Raw genomic sequence first — 19,113 nt, 5'->3', positions numbered from 1 at the left:
CTTCATCCTTCTCTTCCGTGTCCCGCCGTTCCACAGATTCTCTCATCTTCGACACCCTCCGACTGGAGGGCGGACTTTTCGTCCCCGCCTTGCTCGAAAAGGCGGCGCGGGGCGAACACACCGAGCAAAAGTCGGCCGACTACCGACTTCCCAAAGGCCTCAGCCTTGCAGACGAACAGGGACGCGCCTTCCGGATTGCCGGCGCCCTTTGGAAGGCCTTCCAACCCGTGCGCGAGCGAACGGATGTCGATACTCACCGCGCCACGCTCGGCTTTGCCTCTGAACTCCTGCGCGACGCCCTCGGCTATGCAGACTTTTCCGGTGTCGCCGAGCCCGTCGATCTGAGCGGTCGCCTTTATCCGATTCACGCCCTGGTTCGCGGGCGGGTGCCGGTGGTGGTCGCTCCCCACGATCTCGAGTTGGATACGCCCGACGAAAGGTTCGCCGTTATCGGCTCCGGCAGTCGCCGCAAATCCGCCTACCAGCTCGCCCAGCAGTTTCTCAACGCCAACGCGGATTGCACCTGGGCGCTCGTCACCAACGGACTCCAACTGCGCCTCCTCCGCGATGCCGACACTCTGACGCGACCGGCCTACCTGGAGTTTGATCTTGAAACCATTCTCCGCGACGGCGGGCGCTACGCCGATTTCGCCGCTTTCTGGCGTCTGCTCCACGCCAGCAGGGCCGGTGAGCCCTCCACGGCTGGCAGCGACTGCGCCTGGGAACGATGGAAACAGGAAGGGGAGGCCCAGGGCGAACGGGTGCGGGCAGGTCTTCGGGTGGGCGTTACCCACGCGCTGCTGGCGCTCGGAGACGGGTTCCTGCAACACCGGGACAACGACGCCCTCCGCCGCCGCTTGGAATCGGGCGAGCTCAGCGTGGATGGCTATTTCCAGCAACTCCTTCGCCTCGTTTACCGCTTCCTCTTCCTCTTCACCGTGGAAGAACGAGGTCTGCTCCACGCGCCCGACGATTCAACTGAGGCCCGTCAGGCCCGCGATCTCTACGCCCAAGGCTATGCCATGCGCCGCCTGCGCAACCGGGCGCTTCGCCGCGCCGGCTTCGACCGCTTCGCCGACCGTTGGGCAGCTGTTCGCATCACCTTTCGTGGCCTCGCGACCGGCGAACCGCGCTTGGCCTTACCGGCTCTCGGAGGCCTCTTCGCACCCACTCAATGCCCCGATCTCGACGCGGCCAATCTGGACAACCGAGCACTCCTCACCGTCATGCGCCACCTCCGCTGGTCGTCCGGCACCGGCATGCTAACGGCGGTCGACTACCGGAACAGGGGGCCTGAGGAATTCGGTTCCGTTTACGAAAGCCTCCTCGAACTTGTCCCCACCGTTGATATTCCTACCCGGCGCTTCGGCTTTGTCGGCCTGACCGATGAAGGGAGCAGCGACGGCAACGCCCGCAAAATGTCGGGCAGCTACTACACCCCCGATTCCCTTGTGGAAGAGCTTCTCGACAGCGCCCTCGATCCGGTCATCGCGGAACGAATCGCGGCTCGCTCCGACGATCCCACTCGCGCCGTGCTGGATATCGCTGTCATCGATCCAGCTTGCGGATCCGGCCATTTCCTTCTCGGAGCGGCCCGTCGCCTGGCGGAGAAATTGGCCGAACTGCGAGCCATCGAAGGAGCCGTCCAACCGACCGATTACCGCCATGCCCTGCGCGAGGTTATCGCCCACTGTATTTACGGAGTGGACCGCAACCCGATGGCCCTTGAACTTGCCCGCACCACCCTTTGGCTGGAAGGGTATGAGCCGGGACAGCCGCTGTCCTTTCTCGATCACCACCTCGTCTGCGGAGACGCACTCCTCGGCTTTACCGACTTCAAACAGCTCGAAGCGGGCATTTCAGGCGAAGCTTTCAAAGCACTCTCCGGCGACGATAAAAAGATTTGCAAAAATCTGGCCGCCGAAAACCGCTTCGCTCTCAAGGAGCTCGAAAAACGACTCAAGGATAAAAACGTTCGGCTGTTCAACGACAAGGATTTTGAAGATGTCTTTGCCGCCCTCCAGAAACTGGAGGAGATGCCCGACGAGACGACGAGCGAAGTCGCGGCCAAGGAAGCCGCCCACACCGCATTTCTCGCTCGGGCCGCCGACAGTCCCCTCGCACATGCGGCAGATCTTGCGATCGCCGCCTACCTCACGCCGAAAGACTCGACTGAAAACAGCGCTGCTTGCCCCACTACTCGAACCCTTCTCGAAGTCCTCTTTCCGGAAAATGACACAACGCGCCCGGCTGCGAAACTCGCCCATGCCCAGGCTCTCTGCCGCGAGGCACGTGTGTTGCATTGGCCACTGGCCTTCGCCCATATCTTCGGACGCGGAGGTTTCGACTGTGTGCTGGGTAACCCCCCGTGGGAGAGGATCAAGCTCCAAGAAAAAGAATATTTCGCCTCTCGTCATGCCGGAATCGCCACCGCCCAAAACAAGGCCGCCCGCGACCGACTCATCACGGGCCTGCGTAAGGGCAATGAAGCGGAACGACGCCTTCACCAGAATTTCATCTCCGCCCGGCGCCTGACCGAGGCCGCCAGCGTCTTTGCGCATGTTTCCGGAAAGGATGGCGGCCGCTTTCCACTTACAGGAGTGGGTGACGTTAATACCTATGCACTTTTCGCCGAAACGATCAGTCAACTCACCCGCGATAGTGGCCGCGCTGGGTTTATTGTTCCCACGGGTATCGCTACAGATGACACGACTAAAGCCTTTTTCGCCTATCTGGCCGAAAGCGCCCGGTTAGTGTGTCTGCTATCCTTTGAAAACGAGGCTTTCATCTTTCCCGCCGTTCATCATGCATTTAAATTTTGCCTGCTGGTGTTTGGAGGAGTTGGCGCTGTGCAAAGCTCCGAGTTCATCTTCTTTATCCGGTATATCGAGCAGCTCGAAAACCCGGAACGTCGCTTCACCCTCACCGCAGCCGATTTCCGTCTCATCAATCCCAATACGCGTACATGCCCGGTCTTTCGCTCTCAGGCTGATGCCGAACTGACCAAGAAGATCTACCGACGTGTTCCTGTTCTCATTGAGGACAGCCGTGAGGGTGAACCGGAAGTCAATCCATGGGGCATCTCATTTTCGTCAATGCTTCACATGTCGAACGACAGTCAGCTCTTCCTCGACGATCCAATAGCGGATGCTTTGCCGCTCTACGAAGCGAAACTGATGCACCAATTTGATCACCGCTGGGCGACCTATTGGACGGATGAGAGCGGACAAATCGACAATATTGATGTCCCAGCGGAACGAAAGGCCGAGCCTGACTATGCCGTTCGGCCCCGCTATTGGGTGCGTGAACGCGATGTTCTGGGGCGTATCGCCCGTGCTCCTAGTATCCTGTAACATTTAAAACTTCGGATATAGTCGGCAGAGTTTCGTTCGGGCTTTCTCAGTGCTAAATTGCCAATTGACCAAGGTGTCGCGGTTGTTACGTTCGCGTTCCCAAGCCGCTGCTTGGGTTCTCATCTCATCGATTTCAGATATTCGTCGATTTAGACACTGGGACTTGAGAACGCTAAACTCGATCTCCGCGATGTTCAGCCAACTCCCATGTTTTGGGGTGAAATGGAGTTCCAGACGACGAGCAAGTGCCCGAGCCCTCTGGGGTTCAAATGCGACATAGAAGGAGGCAAGCGTGTGGGTGTTGAGGTTGTCCATTACCAAGCGAACCTTTTCGGCGTTTGGATATTTTTCGACCAGCAAGAATTCAATGAAGGCGGCCCAGTCCTTAGCGGTCCGGCGTTCTGTGATCGTAACGTAGCGACGTCCCCGCAGCGGCTCCACCGCTATGAAAATCTGGGCAACACCGTTTCGCACGTACTCATGGTCGATCAATTGTGGGTGTCCCGGCGCCATAGGAATGGGCGCGGCCACTTCTCCGATCAACTGTTGTGAGGATTCATCCATGCAGACCACAGGATAAAGCGGATCGTACGGCCGGTGATACAGATCGAGGACATCCTCCATGCAAGCTACAAATTCCGGATTTCGATCCGGCGGAATCTTCCAGTATTTGCTCAGGTGAGGCTTAAGTTCGTTTTTTTTAGTGTCCGTTGAATTGTCATCACGGAAACTTCTGGAGCGATCTCAAGTTCGACTACCTTCTCGGCCAACAGGCGCATTGTCCAGCGCTTGCGACCATCCGGCGCAGCCGAACAGGCCAGCGCCGTCAGGCGTGCTTCAAAGGCGCCATCGAAAGTGACTTCTCGTGGCGTGCATCGCGGCCGCGGCTCAAGCGCGGCCTCGATGCCCTCCTCAACAAAGCGCTGTTTTACATGTTCGATGGTGCGCGAAGTCACACCCAGCGCCTTGGCAACCTCCACGACCGTCCACGGTTTTTCCTTCGATGCGTAATCGCACAGAAGCAGGGCACGCGCATGAATGAACTTGCGGGCCGTTCCCTTGCCTTTTCTGGTCAGAGTCTCCAGGTGTTGGCGTTCTTCGCCAGTAAGAGTCACTCGGTATCTTTTGGCCATTCACCCAAGATCAATGACCGAGGAGAAATGTCAATTTGCGAAATTGTTTGTGTTACAAGATACTAGGGCAATCATCAAAGCCTGGTTGGCCAAAGACGAAGCTGCCCTTCTCGCCGCATGCGCCATCTGGCTCGATGCTTCCCACGAAGAAGATGATCTTGCCGGATTTTTCCTTACAAGCGCCCGCCAACGGGTGATCGCCGCCGGAGGACAGCGTTTCGAAGCCCTCCCGTCGAAGGAAACCGACTGGAGGAGCAAGAAAACAGTCAATGAGGCTAGGGCTTGGCCAGCCCTCACCGAGGACGATCTCAGACACCTTCACTCTGATGACGTCCTGGAGACCGTTGTCCGCAACATTCTCGACCAACGCAGTCCCCGCTGGTTGATGGGCTGGCGCGACATCACCAACGCAACCAATGAACGAACGGTTATCGCCAGCGTCTTGCCGAGGGTGGGCGTTAACCACAAGATGCCCCTTATTCGCTTTGAATCCCAAACATCTGGGCGACTGGCTGCTACATTTTTAGGAAATCTCGATGCACTGTGTTTGGATTTTGTCGCTCGTCAGAAGATTGGCGGGACGTCCCTTACCTATCACTATTTTAAACAATTTCCGATTCTCCCTCCTACCGCCTACAGCGAAGCCGATCTCGCCTACATCGTCCCCCGGGTGCTGGAGTTGACCTACACCTCGCATGACCTCGCTCAGTGGGCGGAGGATCTCGGATACCATGGAGATCCCTTTATCTTCGACCCCGACCGCCGCGCCATCCTCCGCGCCGAACTGGATGCCTATTACGCCCGCCTCTACGGCCTCACTCGCGACGAACTCCGCTACATTCTTGACCCCTCCGATACTCACGGTGCCGATTACCCCACCGAAACCTTCCGCGGCCTCAAAAACAACGACATCAAAAACTACGGACACTACCGCACCCAACGACTCGTCCTTGAGGCCTGGGATACGCTTGAGGAGGTTTCAATAGTCGACGTTCCCGTTCCCGCACAAACCCGTCGCCCGGAGATGTCAGAACAGGATCATCTCATTGAGCTGATTCCGGCGCTACTTCGGGAGGGAGAAGACGACCGACTGGAATGGGAAACGTTCGTTCAGGCCGTGAGTCTCCTCGCCGATCCAATGAAGCTCCGGCAAAATTGTGACGGGGATGATCTGTCGCTGGCTGACGAGTGGCTGAAATCGAATCCACCGGGCTTCAATGTCGGGGCGGTTCTGCCGACTATCCGCGTCCTCGGAGCAGAAAACCTTCGTCTTGAACAAGCTGGAGCTCAACGTTTTCTCAAGTTAGCACATTCGAACGCGCCTATATCGGAACCAGCGGTCGAGAAGGATGCTCAGATGGTAATGCGCATTATCAGGACTTCGTCCGTGATTCTGCCCTTCGAACCCGACAGCGATAAACTAAGTGAAAGCTTCGATGCGCTTGAGGAGGCACTTGCTTGAGATTATGGATATTCAAAGTGAGTTCCCGTTTGTCCAGGCACCCGTTTCGTTGAACCCGACCCCCTCTCGATCGGACCCTGCCATCTGGGTCGAGACGCTGGCGATCTACAAAGCACTGCCAGCTAATCCAACGAACGAATTGCGCACGATGCGTTTGCGCCGGGGTATCAACATCCTTTGGGCGGAACCGGGCGCCCAACGTGGAAAGGAAAAACCTCGCTCCAAAGTCTCCGGTCACGCCACAGGCAAGACGACGTTTTCGCGACTTCTCCGCTACGTTCTCGGCGATGGGAATTTCGGGAACGACCCTTTCAGGAACGCCTTCCGCACCAAGTTTACCCAAGGGTGGGCTTTGGCTGAGGTGTGGGCGGGAGAATCCCGCTGGTTGGTTGGGAGACCGCTCGGCGTCGGCCCACAATCATTTGCCATTCCGGACGGGAGCATCTCGCAATTGAGCGACAAACCAACCGCACCGCAGGGCGGTTGGCACGATTACCTGGGAGCCATCGATCATATCGTGTTCGCGGGAATGAAGGGTCGCGAACTGCCATCATCAGGCGAGCAGATCGGGTGGCCTATGCTGCTTCAGTGGCTCACCCGCGACCAGGAAAGCCGATACTCGGGGCTCCTTGCCTGGCGCAGTCCGGCAAGCCAATCCACGAGCGTTGAGCTTCAGGAGTCGGAGAAAGAAAACGTCGTAAGGTTCTCCCTGGGACTCGCGTCGGAGGAAGAGCAAAGGATGATGCGTCAGTTCGCCAATGCCTCCCGCGACCACAAAACTGCGGTAGGACGGCGCGGGGCGCTCGACTACCAACTCCGTACCGACATCGAGCGGTTGGCCGATCTTCTGGGGATTGAAATATCGTTGGAATCGCCTCTGCCCGAGGAACTGGTGACCCAGCGTCTCTTAAATCTGGAAAACGAATCGGCCACTCTCAAACGCAAGCCGGAGGATGACGCGGAACTGCAAAAGCTGCGCCGGCAACTGCGCGAAGCGGAAGAGGCGACGAAAACGGCCAATGTTCGTTGGACCGATGCAAAGGAATCCGCGGCCGCGATCGAAGAAGAGATTCGATTCAAGGAAGGTCAGATCAAGGATGAGGAGCGAACGCACAAGGCGAGGGGTTGGAAGCCCTTTCGGGGGTTTTGCTCCCAATTCCTGACCGAGGAGGTTCGACAAGAGTGCCGGTACGCGCGTACCCGCTCTGATGAAGCTCTTGACGCTGAACTGGAGAAGGTGCGGGCGGAAGCGAATCCGTTAAAATACCAGAAGGCTATTCTTGACCGTGATGTGATGCGGTTCTTTCAAGAGTTGCAGGCACGGCAAACAGCGGAAGCCACCCTGCGAGCTAAAATGGAGATCGCCGAGAAGCGATACTTGCCGGATCTGCAGCGTGCTTCAACTCTCGATGACCGGGGGACGCGAGCGAAAGTTCTGAAAGATAACCTGCTCCAAGCACAAGGTAACCGGGAACAAAATGAAGACCGTATCTCTCGCCTAGCTTCCCTTAAAGAAGATCTCGACAAGAAATTGGAAACCGAAAAGGTCCAACATCGGGGAAGAATGGCCGATTTTTCGGAGCTTTATCGTTTCGTGGTGAAGGAACTCTTGGGCGACGAAGTCGACGCGGGCGTCGATTGGTCAGGCAAATCGATCGCTCCTTACGTGAACTATCATGGCAGATTGGACAGTGCCGCCCTGGAAACGGTCCGACTTCTCGCCTTCGACGTCACCGCACTGATCGACTCCTATATTCGAGACGCGGCCTACCTCCCTCGTTTTCTCCTCCACGACAGCCCCCGCGAAGCGGACCTCTCCGTCGACATCTACCACAGCCTATTCTGGCTCATGGCGAGGTTGGAGCACGAGGCCGGAAAAACTCCACCTTTCCAATACATAATTACCACAACCGAGCCGCCACCGGAGAACATCCGCAAAGCCCCTTGGCTGCTCCACCCGGTCCTCCGCACGACGGAAGCCTCGGAGCGGTTTCTGGGGGTGGATTTGTAGTTTCTCCTCAATGTCGATGGGGAAATGGATTTCGAACACACCCGATAACCGCCTCTCATGGATATCTCGCTCGCCGACCTCTATACCGCCTACCGAAAGGCCAAGAAGGAAGCATTCAGCGACACGAATTGCGCCCATGGGCTGAAGTTTGCGGCATATGAGGAGAAGCTCGGGGCCAATCTCTCCCGACTCCGCCGAATTCTCAATCAGACGAAGCCCAAATGGCAGGTCGACAGCAATTTCCTGGGAAGTGCCACGTGTATTCCCAAATCGGTGACGATGCCAAAACCAACCGGCAAGGGGCCGACCATCCATTGTCAATCGATCGATCCACTGGAGCAGTGGAATCGTCTTTGCAGTTCAACAAATCGTGCAACCGCTGACTTTCGTCCTGTTATCGACGCATCAGTCGATTTCATGGTGATTGCCGCGCTGTGGATTCTTGAAGTGGGCCATCTTTACGACGAGAAGCTCGATACGCGCTACGCGGTCGGAAACCGCCTTCGCCGCTGGCGCCCCAAGCCGCACGTTCCCGCCGGCACTCCAGGGGAGTTGAACCAAATCTCTCCCGACCTTTTCCAACCCTATTTCACAGCCTACGGAAAGTGGCGCACCGCTGGCTTGCAAGCGATGCGCCGGGAGCTGGCCAGCGAGCACCGGATCGTCGCCGTGACGATGGACCTGAAGCGTTTTTATCATCAGGTCGATGCCGCCTTCCTTCTTCACGAGGATTACCTGAAGGAAGTAGGAATCGTCCTCACCGATGACCAGCGCGCCTTCACGCAGCAGATGATCGATTCCTTCGCCACCTGGAACGAGGAGGCGAACGGGCAATTTCGATGTGAGGCACGCGGCCTCCCGGTGGGACTGACGGCGTCGAGCTTAATCGCGAATGTGCTGCTACGAGAATTTGACCGGACAGTCGTGTCGCGGCTGGACCCCAGTTACTACGCCCGCTACGTGGACGACGTTTTTCTGGTCCTCCGCCACTCGGACCCGTTCCCTGACGGCAACGCCTTCTTGAGTTGGCTTGGCGAACGTCTCGCCCCAATGGTCACCGCCCGGCTCACGGATGACGGCGATCCTGCTGGCGACGGTCCGGCACTTCAGGTCAACCTCCCGTACGCTGATGGCTCCGATCTTCTGTTCGTGGGAAAAAAACAGAAGATTTTCCAACTCGAAGGACGCCACGGGGTCAACCTGATCGTCCACATCGAAGAACAGATCAAAAAGCAAACCAGCGAGCACCGCAACCTGCCCTGGTTACCCGATACGGAGGGTGGCATGGTGCATCGAGCTCTGTTGGTAACGCCGGATGCGACATTGGATGCCGACGCACTCCGAAAGGCCGACGCGGTAACATTACGCCGCTCCGGCTTTGCGATGCTGCTGGGGGATGTCGAAGCCCATGTCCGCGATCTCGATCCGGGCTCATGGACGAACTTACGCCACGAATTTTATGGTTTGGCCGAACGTCACCTTCTGACCCCGAATGCCTTCTTCGACTATTCGCGGTATTTCCCCCGGATCGTTGGTATCATGGCGACGTGCGGCGACTGGGACGCTGCCGAGCGATTCGTATCGGGACTGAAGTCTCTCCTCGATGCCCTGCTGAGAACCTGTCGTCACGATAACCGGCGCCTTGGCAAGTGCCTGAAAGCAGCACGTGTGACCTTAGCAGCGCGGCTGAGTGAAGCCGTCCTGCAGTCCATTCCACGGGAAGAGAGGTCAGCCTTTCTGTTGTTACGGAATATCCGCACGACGCTCTCGGCCAGATTCGAGGGGCCGAAGACGAGCAAGGAAATCACTACGGCATGTAAACGGCTGGTCAATCTCGATTGGAGCCGCTTCTCCTATGCCTGCCGTTGGCTGGAAGCGACCAAGGCCGAGACGTCGCCGGCCCGGCCAAAACAACCGGACGTGCGGGCGATTCTCCCGTTCGAAGCGATCCAGATCTTTCGTGATGCCGCAGATCTGCCAAGACCTTACTGGCCAGCATTGGCATTCCCGACACGACCGATTCCCCTGCGGGAACTAACCGCCCGGGCGCCATCGTTGCTGTTCGACAGCGTTACATTCAGCACGGTCGTGCGGGGCCTCCGTGGAAATTGGATGCCTGAGCGACATGGGCTGATTAGATTCCACACAGAAGCCGGAACGGATAATTTCTTCATTCCCGGGCGGAACACGGGTAATCCTCGTATCGCAATTACCAGCACCAAAGTCAGCGATTCTGAATGGGCGGCCGCTGCCGACGGAAGGCCGAGCTTAACTCTGGATCGTTACCGAAAGCTGAATGCTATTTTGGACGCAGTCGTGAATTGCCGTGAACGGCCCACGCACCTCATTCTCCCGGAGTGCTGCCTTCCCACGCGCTGGGCGATGAATATGGCGGGAAAAGTCGTATCGCGAGGTGTCTCACTAATTGCGGGCTTGGAGTATCGGGAGGATATCACAGACTCCGATGCGCTACACAATGAGGTACTCGTCGCTCTACAAACCACCTATCCCGGGTACACGACCGGTCTTTTCTTTCATCAACCCAAACGTCAACCGGCTTGGCAGGAGTCTCGCTTACTGGGCGATAATCACGGAAAAGCCTTGGCGGACCCATCGGCTCAAAGCCTCAACCACCCGGTATTCAATCACCGGGGATTTTGCTTCGGCATCTTAATTTGCAGTGAACTCACAGACATCGAAAACCGAAGGCGTTTTCAAGGGCAAGTGGACGCCCTATTCATCCCCGAATGGAATCAGGACGTCGAATCTTTTGCCGCGCTTGTCGAGTCGGCCGCACTCGATGTCCATGCGTACATCGTCCAGGCCAACAACGGTCGTTTCGGCGATAGTCGGATGCGTGCTCCGATGAAGGTTCATTACCGCCGTGATCTTATCCGGGTGAAGGGAGGCCTTAACGACTATTTCGTCGTCGGTGAGATCAACTACCCAGCCCTCCGGCAATTTCAGTCACATGCAATCCCACCGACCGGGCCGAGCGTCCTCTTCAAACCTTTCCCGATTGGCTTTCCAGCACGGCTATCGCCGATGAGAAAAACGACTCCGTTATGACTATTATCGATAAAATCAAAGAAGCGGACACTCGCAATGATTTAGCGACAGTGATGTCGCTGCTTGGAGATCTCCTCGAGACAGGCTTTGATCGCTCCATCAAATCCACGATGGAAGGAGCAAAATCCTTCCTCAAAGACGGTGTGTTTTCGTCGCGATACGAATCAACCTTTTGGACTTCGGAGCTACCAACGAAGTTCGGGGAACGCTTCGCTTCCCATCCGCTATATGCCCGCCGGTTTTGGGGCAGCCTGTTCCGCCGGGCCGAAAACGAGACCCCGTTGTTAAAGGAATTCGCCCGGACCTGCCCGGATGCCTTGGAGGAGGCAGTGCGGCGGCATCGAGTTTTCTTCGATGGCGCTTGGCCACTCATGTATTCGATTTTAAAAGAAAACGGGCTTATGTCCTTCGCGGACGACTGCGAGACAATCCGCACCCTGAAGCAAGATAGCGAGAACCATCTGGAAAATTTTGATCCTCTGCTTAAAAAAATCAGCGCTGAAACCCTCGTGGTGCATTTTGGGGTGTGGCTGGAAAAAAAGTATTTTGAGGAGCCAGATGAGCGATGGTTCAGCTTCAAACTTAATGAGCACATCGAAGTGCTTCATGAATGCCTAAAGCGGATTAGCGTCATCCAAGGGCGCGCCCCTGGACGAGACAAGGAGATCGTCGAAATTGAAAAGCTCATAACGGATGTTCTTTCACGTCTTCGCAAGAAGCCTGAAACGCCACTCGACTCCGAGCGACTATTTGAAGCAGTGGAGGACTGGCTTTCGGTTGAACACATTATCGAGATGTTCTCCGCTCATGGTTGGACACTTTACCGATCGCCGAGAGTTCACGTGCGCGCAAATAACGCTGCCCAAGCCGACGCGTGGGAACTCAACAAGGAGAAGTTCCACGCAATGGATTCGTTCGAAACATGGGCTCCACTTAGCGAACGCGAGTTTCATCACTTGGAGAAGTGCCTGAGCCAAGCCCCAAACCCTGCATCAGGAAACACGGATTGGTGTATCTACACTTCTCAAAGGTTTTTGGCCAGGCATTGTGGAAGAAATGTGACGGAGGCGGCGGAGGACCAGATGGGCTTCAGTGTGACTGAGGCGCTCCGAGTCCTGCTCGCGAACAAAGCCTGTTACGATTTGACGTTCGTGGAGCCTCGGACGACCGCGAAAGCAAACGGTGGTGACTATCTGGATTCGTTCGGCCTCCGGGCGAGTCGGCGCGATTTGGAAGCAACGCGACGAGGAGAGAAGACGATGTTGCGTTGTTTTCCAATTGAGCCGAGGAATTTTAAGGTGATTGTGGATCGAGCTCGGGAATTTCCCGCAACCGCAGACATTCCAGCTGGGCGGATTCGAGAAATTTACGACTGTTTTGCCCAGAATATCCATGGTGATAAGATTGAGTTGAAAGACAAATTGATCCTGCAGAACCAGCATTGCGATTTGTTCCTGCGGCGCATCTTTTCGGCCGACGTGAAGACGGCTCTCTATAATCACTTGTTCACACGGTTTCCAAAAAAGATCGCGTCTCGGCTGGAAAGCTCGGTAAACGAGATATTTGAGTCTCGTGGCTTCACAACCCTGCTTAATGAAAAGCTCGGGAAAGATGGTGAGATTGACGTATTGGCATACCGCGACAGCACACTTTTTCTAATTGAGACGAAGGCCACTCGCATTCGCGCAACCTCCAGCGAAATCTGGCCCGTGAGGGAAAGCTTTTTAAAGGGGGCCAATCAGTTGGAACGAATCGTAGGCATCCTTCCCGACCACTGGAGCAGACTTCATGAAAGGCTGGGGGCACCCGTGGACCTTGGAGACGTTCGGATCATCCCAATGCTGGTCTCGAATAGCCTTGAATTCGATCACTTGTATTTCGGTGAATCGCTAAAAATCAGTTCCTTTGAGTTGGAAATGGCGTTCGCCGACAACTGGCCAGCGGCTTGTTCCTTGCGGGCATCCCATGTGCTGCGATTTTCCCCCGAGCAGATAGATCCGGCTGAATTGGGGGCCTACATGGAAACCCTCACCGAGGAGGACATTGCGCGGTATCGCCTCTACGATTCCGAGGCTCCGTCGGTCGATGAACTGATCGCCTGCATTGAAGAGTCACGTTTCTGGGCCAAGGTCCTGGGGCGGAAGATGGCATTGACACCCTTGGCTAAAAAGTAGAGATTAATCGCGTTCAGGTTTCCCCGCGAACCCGTGTGGTTCTCAACAACCGGGAAAACCATGAACACGAAAAACATATTCTCTTCACGTCCGGCATCCATGTCGGACCCTGTTTCTTATTGTCCGCAGGTTATCCTGCTATCGCTGAACTGGACCCGCGACAAAGACCCACGCCTGCCTCTCGGTCACGCCAGTATTTTGGCCGCTCTCGAAGAGGCAGGCCGAGATGCTGAATCCATCGTCGTCGCGGTCAATGGCGCCGTTGATATTGAGGCGATCACTGATCAAATCCTTGCCATAACAAACCGAAGCCCGGGAAGAGCTGTTGATCTCGGAATCGGGGCCTATGTGTGGGGAGAACCGACTCTCCAGGCGCTTCTGCCGCTGCTGCGGCGGAGGGGCTTCACCGGCCGCATCATATTGGGCGGGCCGCAAATCTCCTTCATGGAAAGCGGGTTTGAGGAAAAATATCCAGACGCCGATATCTTCGTCCGGGGGAGCGGCGAGAAAGCCCTGCTTGCGATCACCTCCTCAGCCGAGCCGACATCGTTTCCCGGTGTGCTCTACGCGGGAAACATCACTCAGGTAACCAGTGCCGCCGCCGAGCTTGAAACATTGCCCTCCCCATGGCTGCAACACGATTGGGAAAAGGAACCCCTGCGATTTGTGCGTTTCGAGACCATGCGTGGCTGTCCCTACTCATGCAGCTTTTGCCAACACCGAGCTCCCAAACAAGGGCCTCGGCTTAGTCATCTTCCCGAATCGCGTATCATGAAGGAAATTGCCCTGTTTTGCGACCAACAGGTCAAATCCATCGCCGTGCTCGACCCGATCTTCAATATCTCGCCGATGGCGACGCGGGTATTAAACGCCTTTGTTGAGCGCCACTTCAAGGGCCGCATCTCGCTTCAATGCCGCGCCGAAATCATCACTCCGGAATTCCTGGCGGCGGCGCGCCAGCTGAACGTGACGTTGGAATTCGGCCTCCAGACAATCCATGACGCGGAGTCTATGGCGACCAACCGTCGGAACAAGATCGCCGCAGTAGATCGGGCTCTGAGTGAGGTACGACGTCTGAAGATAGACCACGAGGTATCGCTAATTTTTGGACTTCCGAATCAGACTTTGGCTTCATTCAAAGAAACGGTGGCGTGGTGCCTGGAGCGCCGGGTCCCCGTGATCAAGGCCTTCCCCCTCATGCTGCTCCGCGGAACCCAGTTGGAGCTGGATGCACCCCGGTGGAAACTGCGCCAGTCGAATCACGCCATCCCGTTTGTGATCTCTTCGACGACCTTTGATGAGGATGACTGGGAACAAATGAACGCGATCTCCGCAGCTTTGCGTGAAACTGAAGGTTGCCATCCGGCATGCATCGATAACCTGCTTTCCAGGATTGACATCAGTGCAGACGCGTCACGATGGTCACCGATGAATTAGTCGGGGATAGGCAGCACTTGGCTCCCAAATCTGACGACGTATTTCCGAATGAACGCCCTTGAACGAACTCTGATTGAGAAGGCCGGTTACGACAACGGCTGGGAGATTGTGGTCGAGAGCACGCCAATGCAGGTAGTGCTCAGTTCCGCTTTGCACCGATCCCGCGCAACCGTCGTTCGTGATAAGGCCGGCAGATGGCTGTTGAACGTCCCCGCCGGAGCCTTGACGCATGAACTCGCCCGGGCCGAACCAAGCCACCGATTGGAAGGAGAGCAGTTTCGTGCCGACGACGATGCTCAATTGGGGCGACTCCTCCGGCACGCCGCCCGCTTGGCCCGATCATTGCCCAACTTGCCGGAGGTTCGGTTTGCCGCAGCTGTGGAGCGTGAACTGGCAGCAACCGGTCCAGCCGCCACCGAAGTAGAGCGCATCGTCCGGCAAAGGATCGGGCAGGACGTTTTCCGCGAGAGTCTGATTGACTATTGGGGCGGGGCTTGTGCCGTGACGGGAATCGCCCTTTTAGATCTACTCCGGGCCAGTCATCTCAAACCATGGGCGGCCTGCGAAACCGACGAAGACCGTCTGAACGTGTATAACGGGTTTCTTCTATCAGCACACCTCGATGCCCTGTTTGACCGTGGTCTGATCACGTTCGACGACGACGGGGGAGTTAGATACTCCACACGGGTTGATGCCACAATTCGCTCCGAACTGGGTATGGCTCGTCCTCAACGCCTTCGCTGGCTTGCCCCCGGGCACAAACAGTTTCTCCAGTGGCACCGCGATTACATTTTCTTGATCTGAAGGTCATATGAGCAACGATCCTTGGGACAACTTTCTCGATCCAGATATTTTGCGGCCGCGCCTACTCCAGGCATCCGTCTTCATTTCCGCATTTGAAGTGCTCAAGGGCGCGATCATTGACAGGATCGTTAGCTTCTACACCGACCACCCCACGGAGGCCTTCCGATTGAGCCCAGAATATGAACACGACGTGTTGTCGCGCTGAACAAAAGTCGACTGTACGCAAGTTTACTGTGGTTGAAAGAAATGAAAGCTGTCACCGAAGACGACATTGACGGGTTCAAGCGCGTGAAAGACTGCAGAATCGCCTCGCTCACAAATTACCGGAGGTAATGTTTGATAAGGGACTACCGGAGAATTTTGTGGAGATTTTCGGGGAAATGATCCGCCTACTTCGGAAGATCGAAGTTTGGTGGGTCATCAACCAGGACGTCGGCATGAATCCGGAATTTCACGGAAAAGTAGTTGAGGAGAAGGACGTTTTACCCGGAACTGTGATGATGATGCAGGTAATGATTGATGTCGCCCTTGGACCTGATGATAAGGCCCGCTTCTATCTGGACGAAATGAGAAAACGTAATCCTGGCAATCGATCTTCGTCCGTGTGAACTGTTGCCTGAACTGGAAGCTCTGTCGGAAAATCCGCAGGTCCTTTGTTTCACTGTCATGGAGACGTTTGGCCGTCGTCTTCTCGCATGTATGGCTTAAAGAACTCGTAGTCGATTTCGAAGGTCAGCTTCTCCCGAAGCCCGATCCGTTCCTTCACCAAAAGTTCAATCAACGCCTGACCATCGATCAACTCGATCGGCGGAGCGCCGTCCCGCACGGCTTCTCGTTTGGCATCCTCCGAGAATATCCCGGTGGTAATCATGATCCCCTTATCGGCCCGACCGATCATGGCGTTGCGCAGATCGCCCACCTGCGCCCGGGAGACCGTCCCCTTGTAGCGTTTGCACTGAAAAATGACCTTGAAGCTGACGAAGGGGTTCACCTGCAGCACCCCAAAACCGTCGATTCCGTCGTCCTTCCCGGCCGCGGTCACGATCAGCTTTTCGAAGCCGTAGACCCGCAGGATGTATTTGCTCAGGTTCTCAAAACCGCCGGGAGTCAGATTTCGCAAGACTCCCAGCAGTTCGGTCCGGTATTCCTCTTCTTCACTTGCCCCGTCCGAATCCGGCACCACCGCAGGTAGTGGATCTTCGGTCGACGCGGCGCTTGCCGCATCACCTTTCGCGGCTCGGGCTTCGGCGTGGATCGCCACCCATTTCTTGAAAATCCGCTGCCCCTGCTCGGCTGTAAGATGAGTTCGCTTACCCTTCTCGGAAAGTTTCCAGATGCCTCGCTTCTCTGCGCTGATCAGTCCCTCCCAGACCAAATATTGGCGGGCCCAGCAAACTTGGTTGTGGAAGCGCGGCACTCCGGATTCGGTCGTCTCTTCGCGTTTTTCGTCCGGTATTTTCTGTTTCTCCCCGATCAATTCAGACACCTCTTGGGGTGTGCCGGAGTCTCCCAACTCCCGAAGAGCGTCGAGCAACGGCCCCATCCAGCGAGTGAATTCGGCTTTTCTCTGTTTTGCGGCAGGCATGTCTTCTACAGTCGGTGATTGCGAATCCCCCAGCAAAAGCTGTCACGCCGCAAGCTGGAATGGCAAGGGGAAACATCTGTGCCCGGCCGGGCCGGGCCTGCGGAAAGACAACCGAAGGGCCACCGGGGAGCGGGTCGCCGTTGCGTCTCTGAAAAACGAACACAGCTTCGTTTTTTATGGAGCGGGCGGCGGCCACGAGGCGCCATCCGCTCATGCGCGGAATGTCGGAGAAATCCCTGCCGCTGAAGGCCTGGCCGTTGACTTCAGGCATCTTTTCCGGGGCGATCGACGCAAGTCCGCCCTCCGACCCGAGGCCTCCCATCCGACGGGTCAAATTGACCTTTCGGTTAGAAAGTCAGTCCGGTCCGCATCCGCCTTATCACCGCTCCAAAAACTGAAACAACTTCCAAATCCGTGTCATAAAAAGGTGAGCAGATAATCGTTATCTCTCAAGCCGCCGGTGGATACGCGACCGCATCCGCCGGCGGCTTTCTTGCGTACGGTCACAAACCCATAACGAAAGGAGCCACAGGAAAATGGCTGTAATCATCGAAAGTTCATACGGCAAAACGATCGGCTTGCCCGGCTACTCCTCGCACAAGTTCACGCTTTCGATCAAAACGGAGGTGAACGATCTTTCCCGGATCGGCGCCGAAGCGGAGCGAATTTACGCCCTGTTGCAAAAGGCGGTTGATGACCAAATGGTCAACACGGGGTATGTCCCGCCGGGGACCAACGGCAACGGAAACGGATCCACCAACGCCAACGGAAATGGCAACGGTGCCGGCGATCACTGGAACTGTTCCGACAAACAACGCGACCTGATCCTGAAGATCGTCGACGAAAACGATCTGGATAAAAAGGAGGTCGACGAACTGGCCCGGGTACGTTTCGGAGCCGGCGTGAAGGAACTCAACAAGCTCTCCGCCAGCGGGCTGATCGACGAACTGCTGGAGAAATACGCCGTCGGCCATGGCAACGGACGGCGGCCCGCTCCCCGGAAGCGAGCCGGTTACGTGGGAAGGGGGCGGGGATGATCCGGTTTTCCGATACGCATCCGGGCAAGTCCCCGGAGGTGCCGGAACAGGAGCGCCTGGAACTTCCCTACATCTCCCCGTCGTCGATCAAATCGTATCTCGCCTGCCCGCTGAAGTTCTACTTCGAGAAGGTGTTGCGCCTGCCCCGGCCGACCTCGCCCAGCCTGCATCTCGGAAAGGCGGTGCATGAGGCTCTGCGGCGCCATCATCTGTCGCTCTGGCGGGAGGAGGGACTGACCACCGGCCAAATCATCGAAAGCTACCAACGCGCCTTCGAGCGGTTGGAGCGGGAAGAGGCGGTCAAGTTCAAGGACGAGGACCAAAGGGCCGCCTGCCTGGCCACCGGGGAGCGGGTCGTGACCGCCTACCTCGACAACGAAACCGTTTCATTTCTGACGGAAAGGCCGGCGGGCGTCGAAGTGCGATTGGAGGAGTCGATTCCGGATCTGCCGGTGCCCCTCCATGGGATCCTTGATTTGGTTCGGCCGGGCAACATTCCGGTCGACTTCAAGACCGCCGCGTCGACTCCTTCCGATTTGGAATTGGAGGCGTTCCAGCATGAGATCCAGACCACGGCCTATACTCTGATGCTGGAGGAGGCGACGGGATCGCCCGTCACGGGGATGGAACTGATCTGGTTGATCAAAACCAAGACTCCGAAAATCATCCGGCACGTGATGCCGCCGCCATCCAACGGGCAACGTCGCCGTTTTGTTTCCTTGGCGAAAATTGTCTGTGAAAGCATCGAAGCGGACCGGTTCCACCCGCAGCCGGGACAACATTGTGCATGGTGCCCTTATCGGGCCGAATGCGGAGAATGGACGGGAGGTGGGCGATGAACCTTTGGAGTCGCCGCCCGATCGACCCTGCCATCGTTGGAGGCTTCGGATTGATCCTGCTGTCGGCGGGATGCACCCCGGAGCCGCCGGACCTGGGGCCGTTCGCCGAGGCGATCAAGTGGCTGGGCGTCTGCCTGGTTCTCAGTTCGCTGATCTGGGCGATCGGGATCGTTCTATTCGGACGGTCGAGAAAGTAAGAGAGGGGGCGC

Annotated in this window: 14 protein-coding genes and 1 pseudogene; 12 read left to right on the top strand and 3 right to left on the bottom strand. The window is 56.7% G+C overall.

Annotated elements, in window-relative coordinates; all coding sequences use genetic code 11:
* Positions 1 to 2: 2 nt before the first annotated feature.
* Positions 3 to 962 (bottom strand): hypothetical protein, encoded by a 960-nt coding sequence (locus ACWUI2_RS08785; protein WP_486982481.1) that lies wholly within the window; start codon positions 960 to 962, stop codon positions 3 to 5.
* On the opposite strand from ACWUI2_RS08785, the gene ACWUI2_RS08780 reads away from it, so the two are divergent.
* A complete protein-coding gene (locus ACWUI2_RS08780; RefSeq protein WP_486982480.1) occupies positions 939 to 3,353 on the top strand; it encodes an Eco57I restriction-modification methylase domain-containing protein in 2,415 nt (804 codons plus the stop codon). The two genes, ACWUI2_RS08785 and ACWUI2_RS08780, sit on opposite strands and share 24 nt — an antisense overlap.
* A gap of 3 nt (positions 3,354 to 3,356) precedes the next feature.
* On the opposite strand, the gene ACWUI2_RS08775 is transcribed toward ACWUI2_RS08780, so the two are convergent.
* Positions 3,357 to 4,486 (bottom strand): IS630 family transposase gene (locus tag ACWUI2_RS08775; protein ID WP_486982479.1). Its coding sequence is split into 2 segments (ribosomal slippage): positions 3,357 to 4,060 and positions 4,060 to 4,486, totalling 1,131 coding nucleotides; the frame shifts between segments, so codons are not numbered across the junction.
* Between the two features lie 379 nt (positions 4,487 to 4,865).
* On the opposite strand from ACWUI2_RS08775, the pseudogene ACWUI2_RS08770 reads away from it, so the two are divergent.
* The 8 genes and pseudogenes from ACWUI2_RS08770 to ACWUI2_RS08735 form a co-directional block, all read left to right on the top strand.
* A pseudogene (locus ACWUI2_RS08770) lies at positions 4,866 to 5,948 on the top strand (SAM-dependent DNA methyltransferase); the annotation flags it as partial.
* Between the two features lie 4 nt (positions 5,949 to 5,952).
* Positions 5,953 to 7,959 carry a hypothetical protein gene (locus ACWUI2_RS08765; protein WP_486982478.1) on the top strand — a complete coding sequence of 669 codons (2,007 nt, stop codon included), beginning with the start codon at positions 5,953 to 5,955 and terminating at the stop codon, positions 7,957 to 7,959.
* A gap of 57 nt (positions 7,960 to 8,016) precedes the next feature.
* A complete protein-coding gene (locus tag ACWUI2_RS08760; protein WP_486982477.1) occupies positions 8,017 to 11,028 on the top strand; it encodes an RNA-directed DNA polymerase in 3,012 nt (1,003 codons plus the stop codon).
* Positions 11,025 to 13,202 (top strand): hypothetical protein, encoded by a 2,178-nt coding sequence (locus tag ACWUI2_RS08755; protein WP_486982476.1) that lies wholly within the window; start codon positions 11,025 to 11,027, stop codon positions 13,200 to 13,202. Before ACWUI2_RS08760 ends, ACWUI2_RS08755 begins: the two co-directional genes overlap by 4 nt.
* Before the next feature lie 60 nt (positions 13,203 to 13,262).
* Positions 13,263 to 14,639, top strand: a complete 1,377-nt coding sequence (locus ACWUI2_RS08750) for a B12-binding domain-containing radical SAM protein (RefSeq protein WP_486982475.1) — start codon at positions 13,263 to 13,265, stop codon at positions 14,637 to 14,639.
* A gap of 48 nt (positions 14,640 to 14,687) precedes the next feature.
* Positions 14,688 to 15,443 carry an HNH endonuclease gene (locus tag ACWUI2_RS08745; protein WP_486982474.1) on the top strand — a complete coding sequence of 252 codons (756 nt, stop codon included), beginning with the start codon at positions 14,688 to 14,690 and terminating at the stop codon, positions 15,441 to 15,443.
* A gap of 7 nt (positions 15,444 to 15,450) precedes the next feature.
* Positions 15,451 to 15,648, top strand: coding sequence for a hypothetical protein (locus tag ACWUI2_RS08740; RefSeq protein WP_486982473.1), 198 nt, complete (start codon positions 15,451 to 15,453; stop codon positions 15,646 to 15,648).
* Between the two features lie 127 nt (positions 15,649 to 15,775).
* The gene (locus tag ACWUI2_RS08735) at positions 15,776 to 16,051 is read left to right on the top strand and encodes a hypothetical protein (protein ID WP_486982472.1); all 276 of its coding nucleotides are present in this window, start codon (positions 15,776 to 15,778) and stop codon (positions 16,049 to 16,051) included.
* 56 nt (positions 16,052 to 16,107) lie between these two features.
* Here the strand turns inward: ACWUI2_RS08735 and ACWUI2_RS08730 are convergent, their stop codons facing one another.
* Entirely contained in the window at positions 16,108 to 17,028 is a 921-nt protein-coding gene (locus ACWUI2_RS08730) for a restriction endonuclease (RefSeq protein WP_486982471.1), read from the bottom strand.
* Positions 17,029 to 17,564: 536 nt separating this feature from the next.
* On the opposite strand from ACWUI2_RS08730, the gene ACWUI2_RS08725 reads away from it, so the two are divergent.
* From ACWUI2_RS08725 to ACWUI2_RS08715, 3 genes are read left to right on the top strand one after another with little or no spacing between them, the layout of a single operon-like run.
* Positions 17,565 to 18,065, top strand: coding sequence for a hypothetical protein (locus ACWUI2_RS08725; protein ID WP_486982470.1), 501 nt, complete (start codon positions 17,565 to 17,567; stop codon positions 18,063 to 18,065).
* The gene (locus ACWUI2_RS08720) at positions 18,062 to 18,904 is read left to right on the top strand and encodes a RecB family exonuclease (RefSeq protein ID WP_486982469.1); all 843 of its coding nucleotides are present in this window, start codon (positions 18,062 to 18,064) and stop codon (positions 18,902 to 18,904) included. Before ACWUI2_RS08725 ends, ACWUI2_RS08720 begins: the two co-directional genes overlap by 4 nt.
* Positions 18,901 to 19,101 (top strand): hypothetical protein, encoded by a 201-nt coding sequence (locus ACWUI2_RS08715; RefSeq protein WP_486982468.1) that lies wholly within the window; start codon positions 18,901 to 18,903, stop codon positions 19,099 to 19,101. Before ACWUI2_RS08720 ends, ACWUI2_RS08715 begins: the two co-directional genes overlap by 4 nt.
* Positions 19,102 to 19,113 lie beyond the last annotated feature (12 nt).

The organism is Verruconatronum alginivorum, from assembly GCF_056590205.1.
The sequence above is the reverse complement of the archived record's forward strand: the minus strand, read 5'-3'. Positions and strand labels throughout refer to the sequence as shown.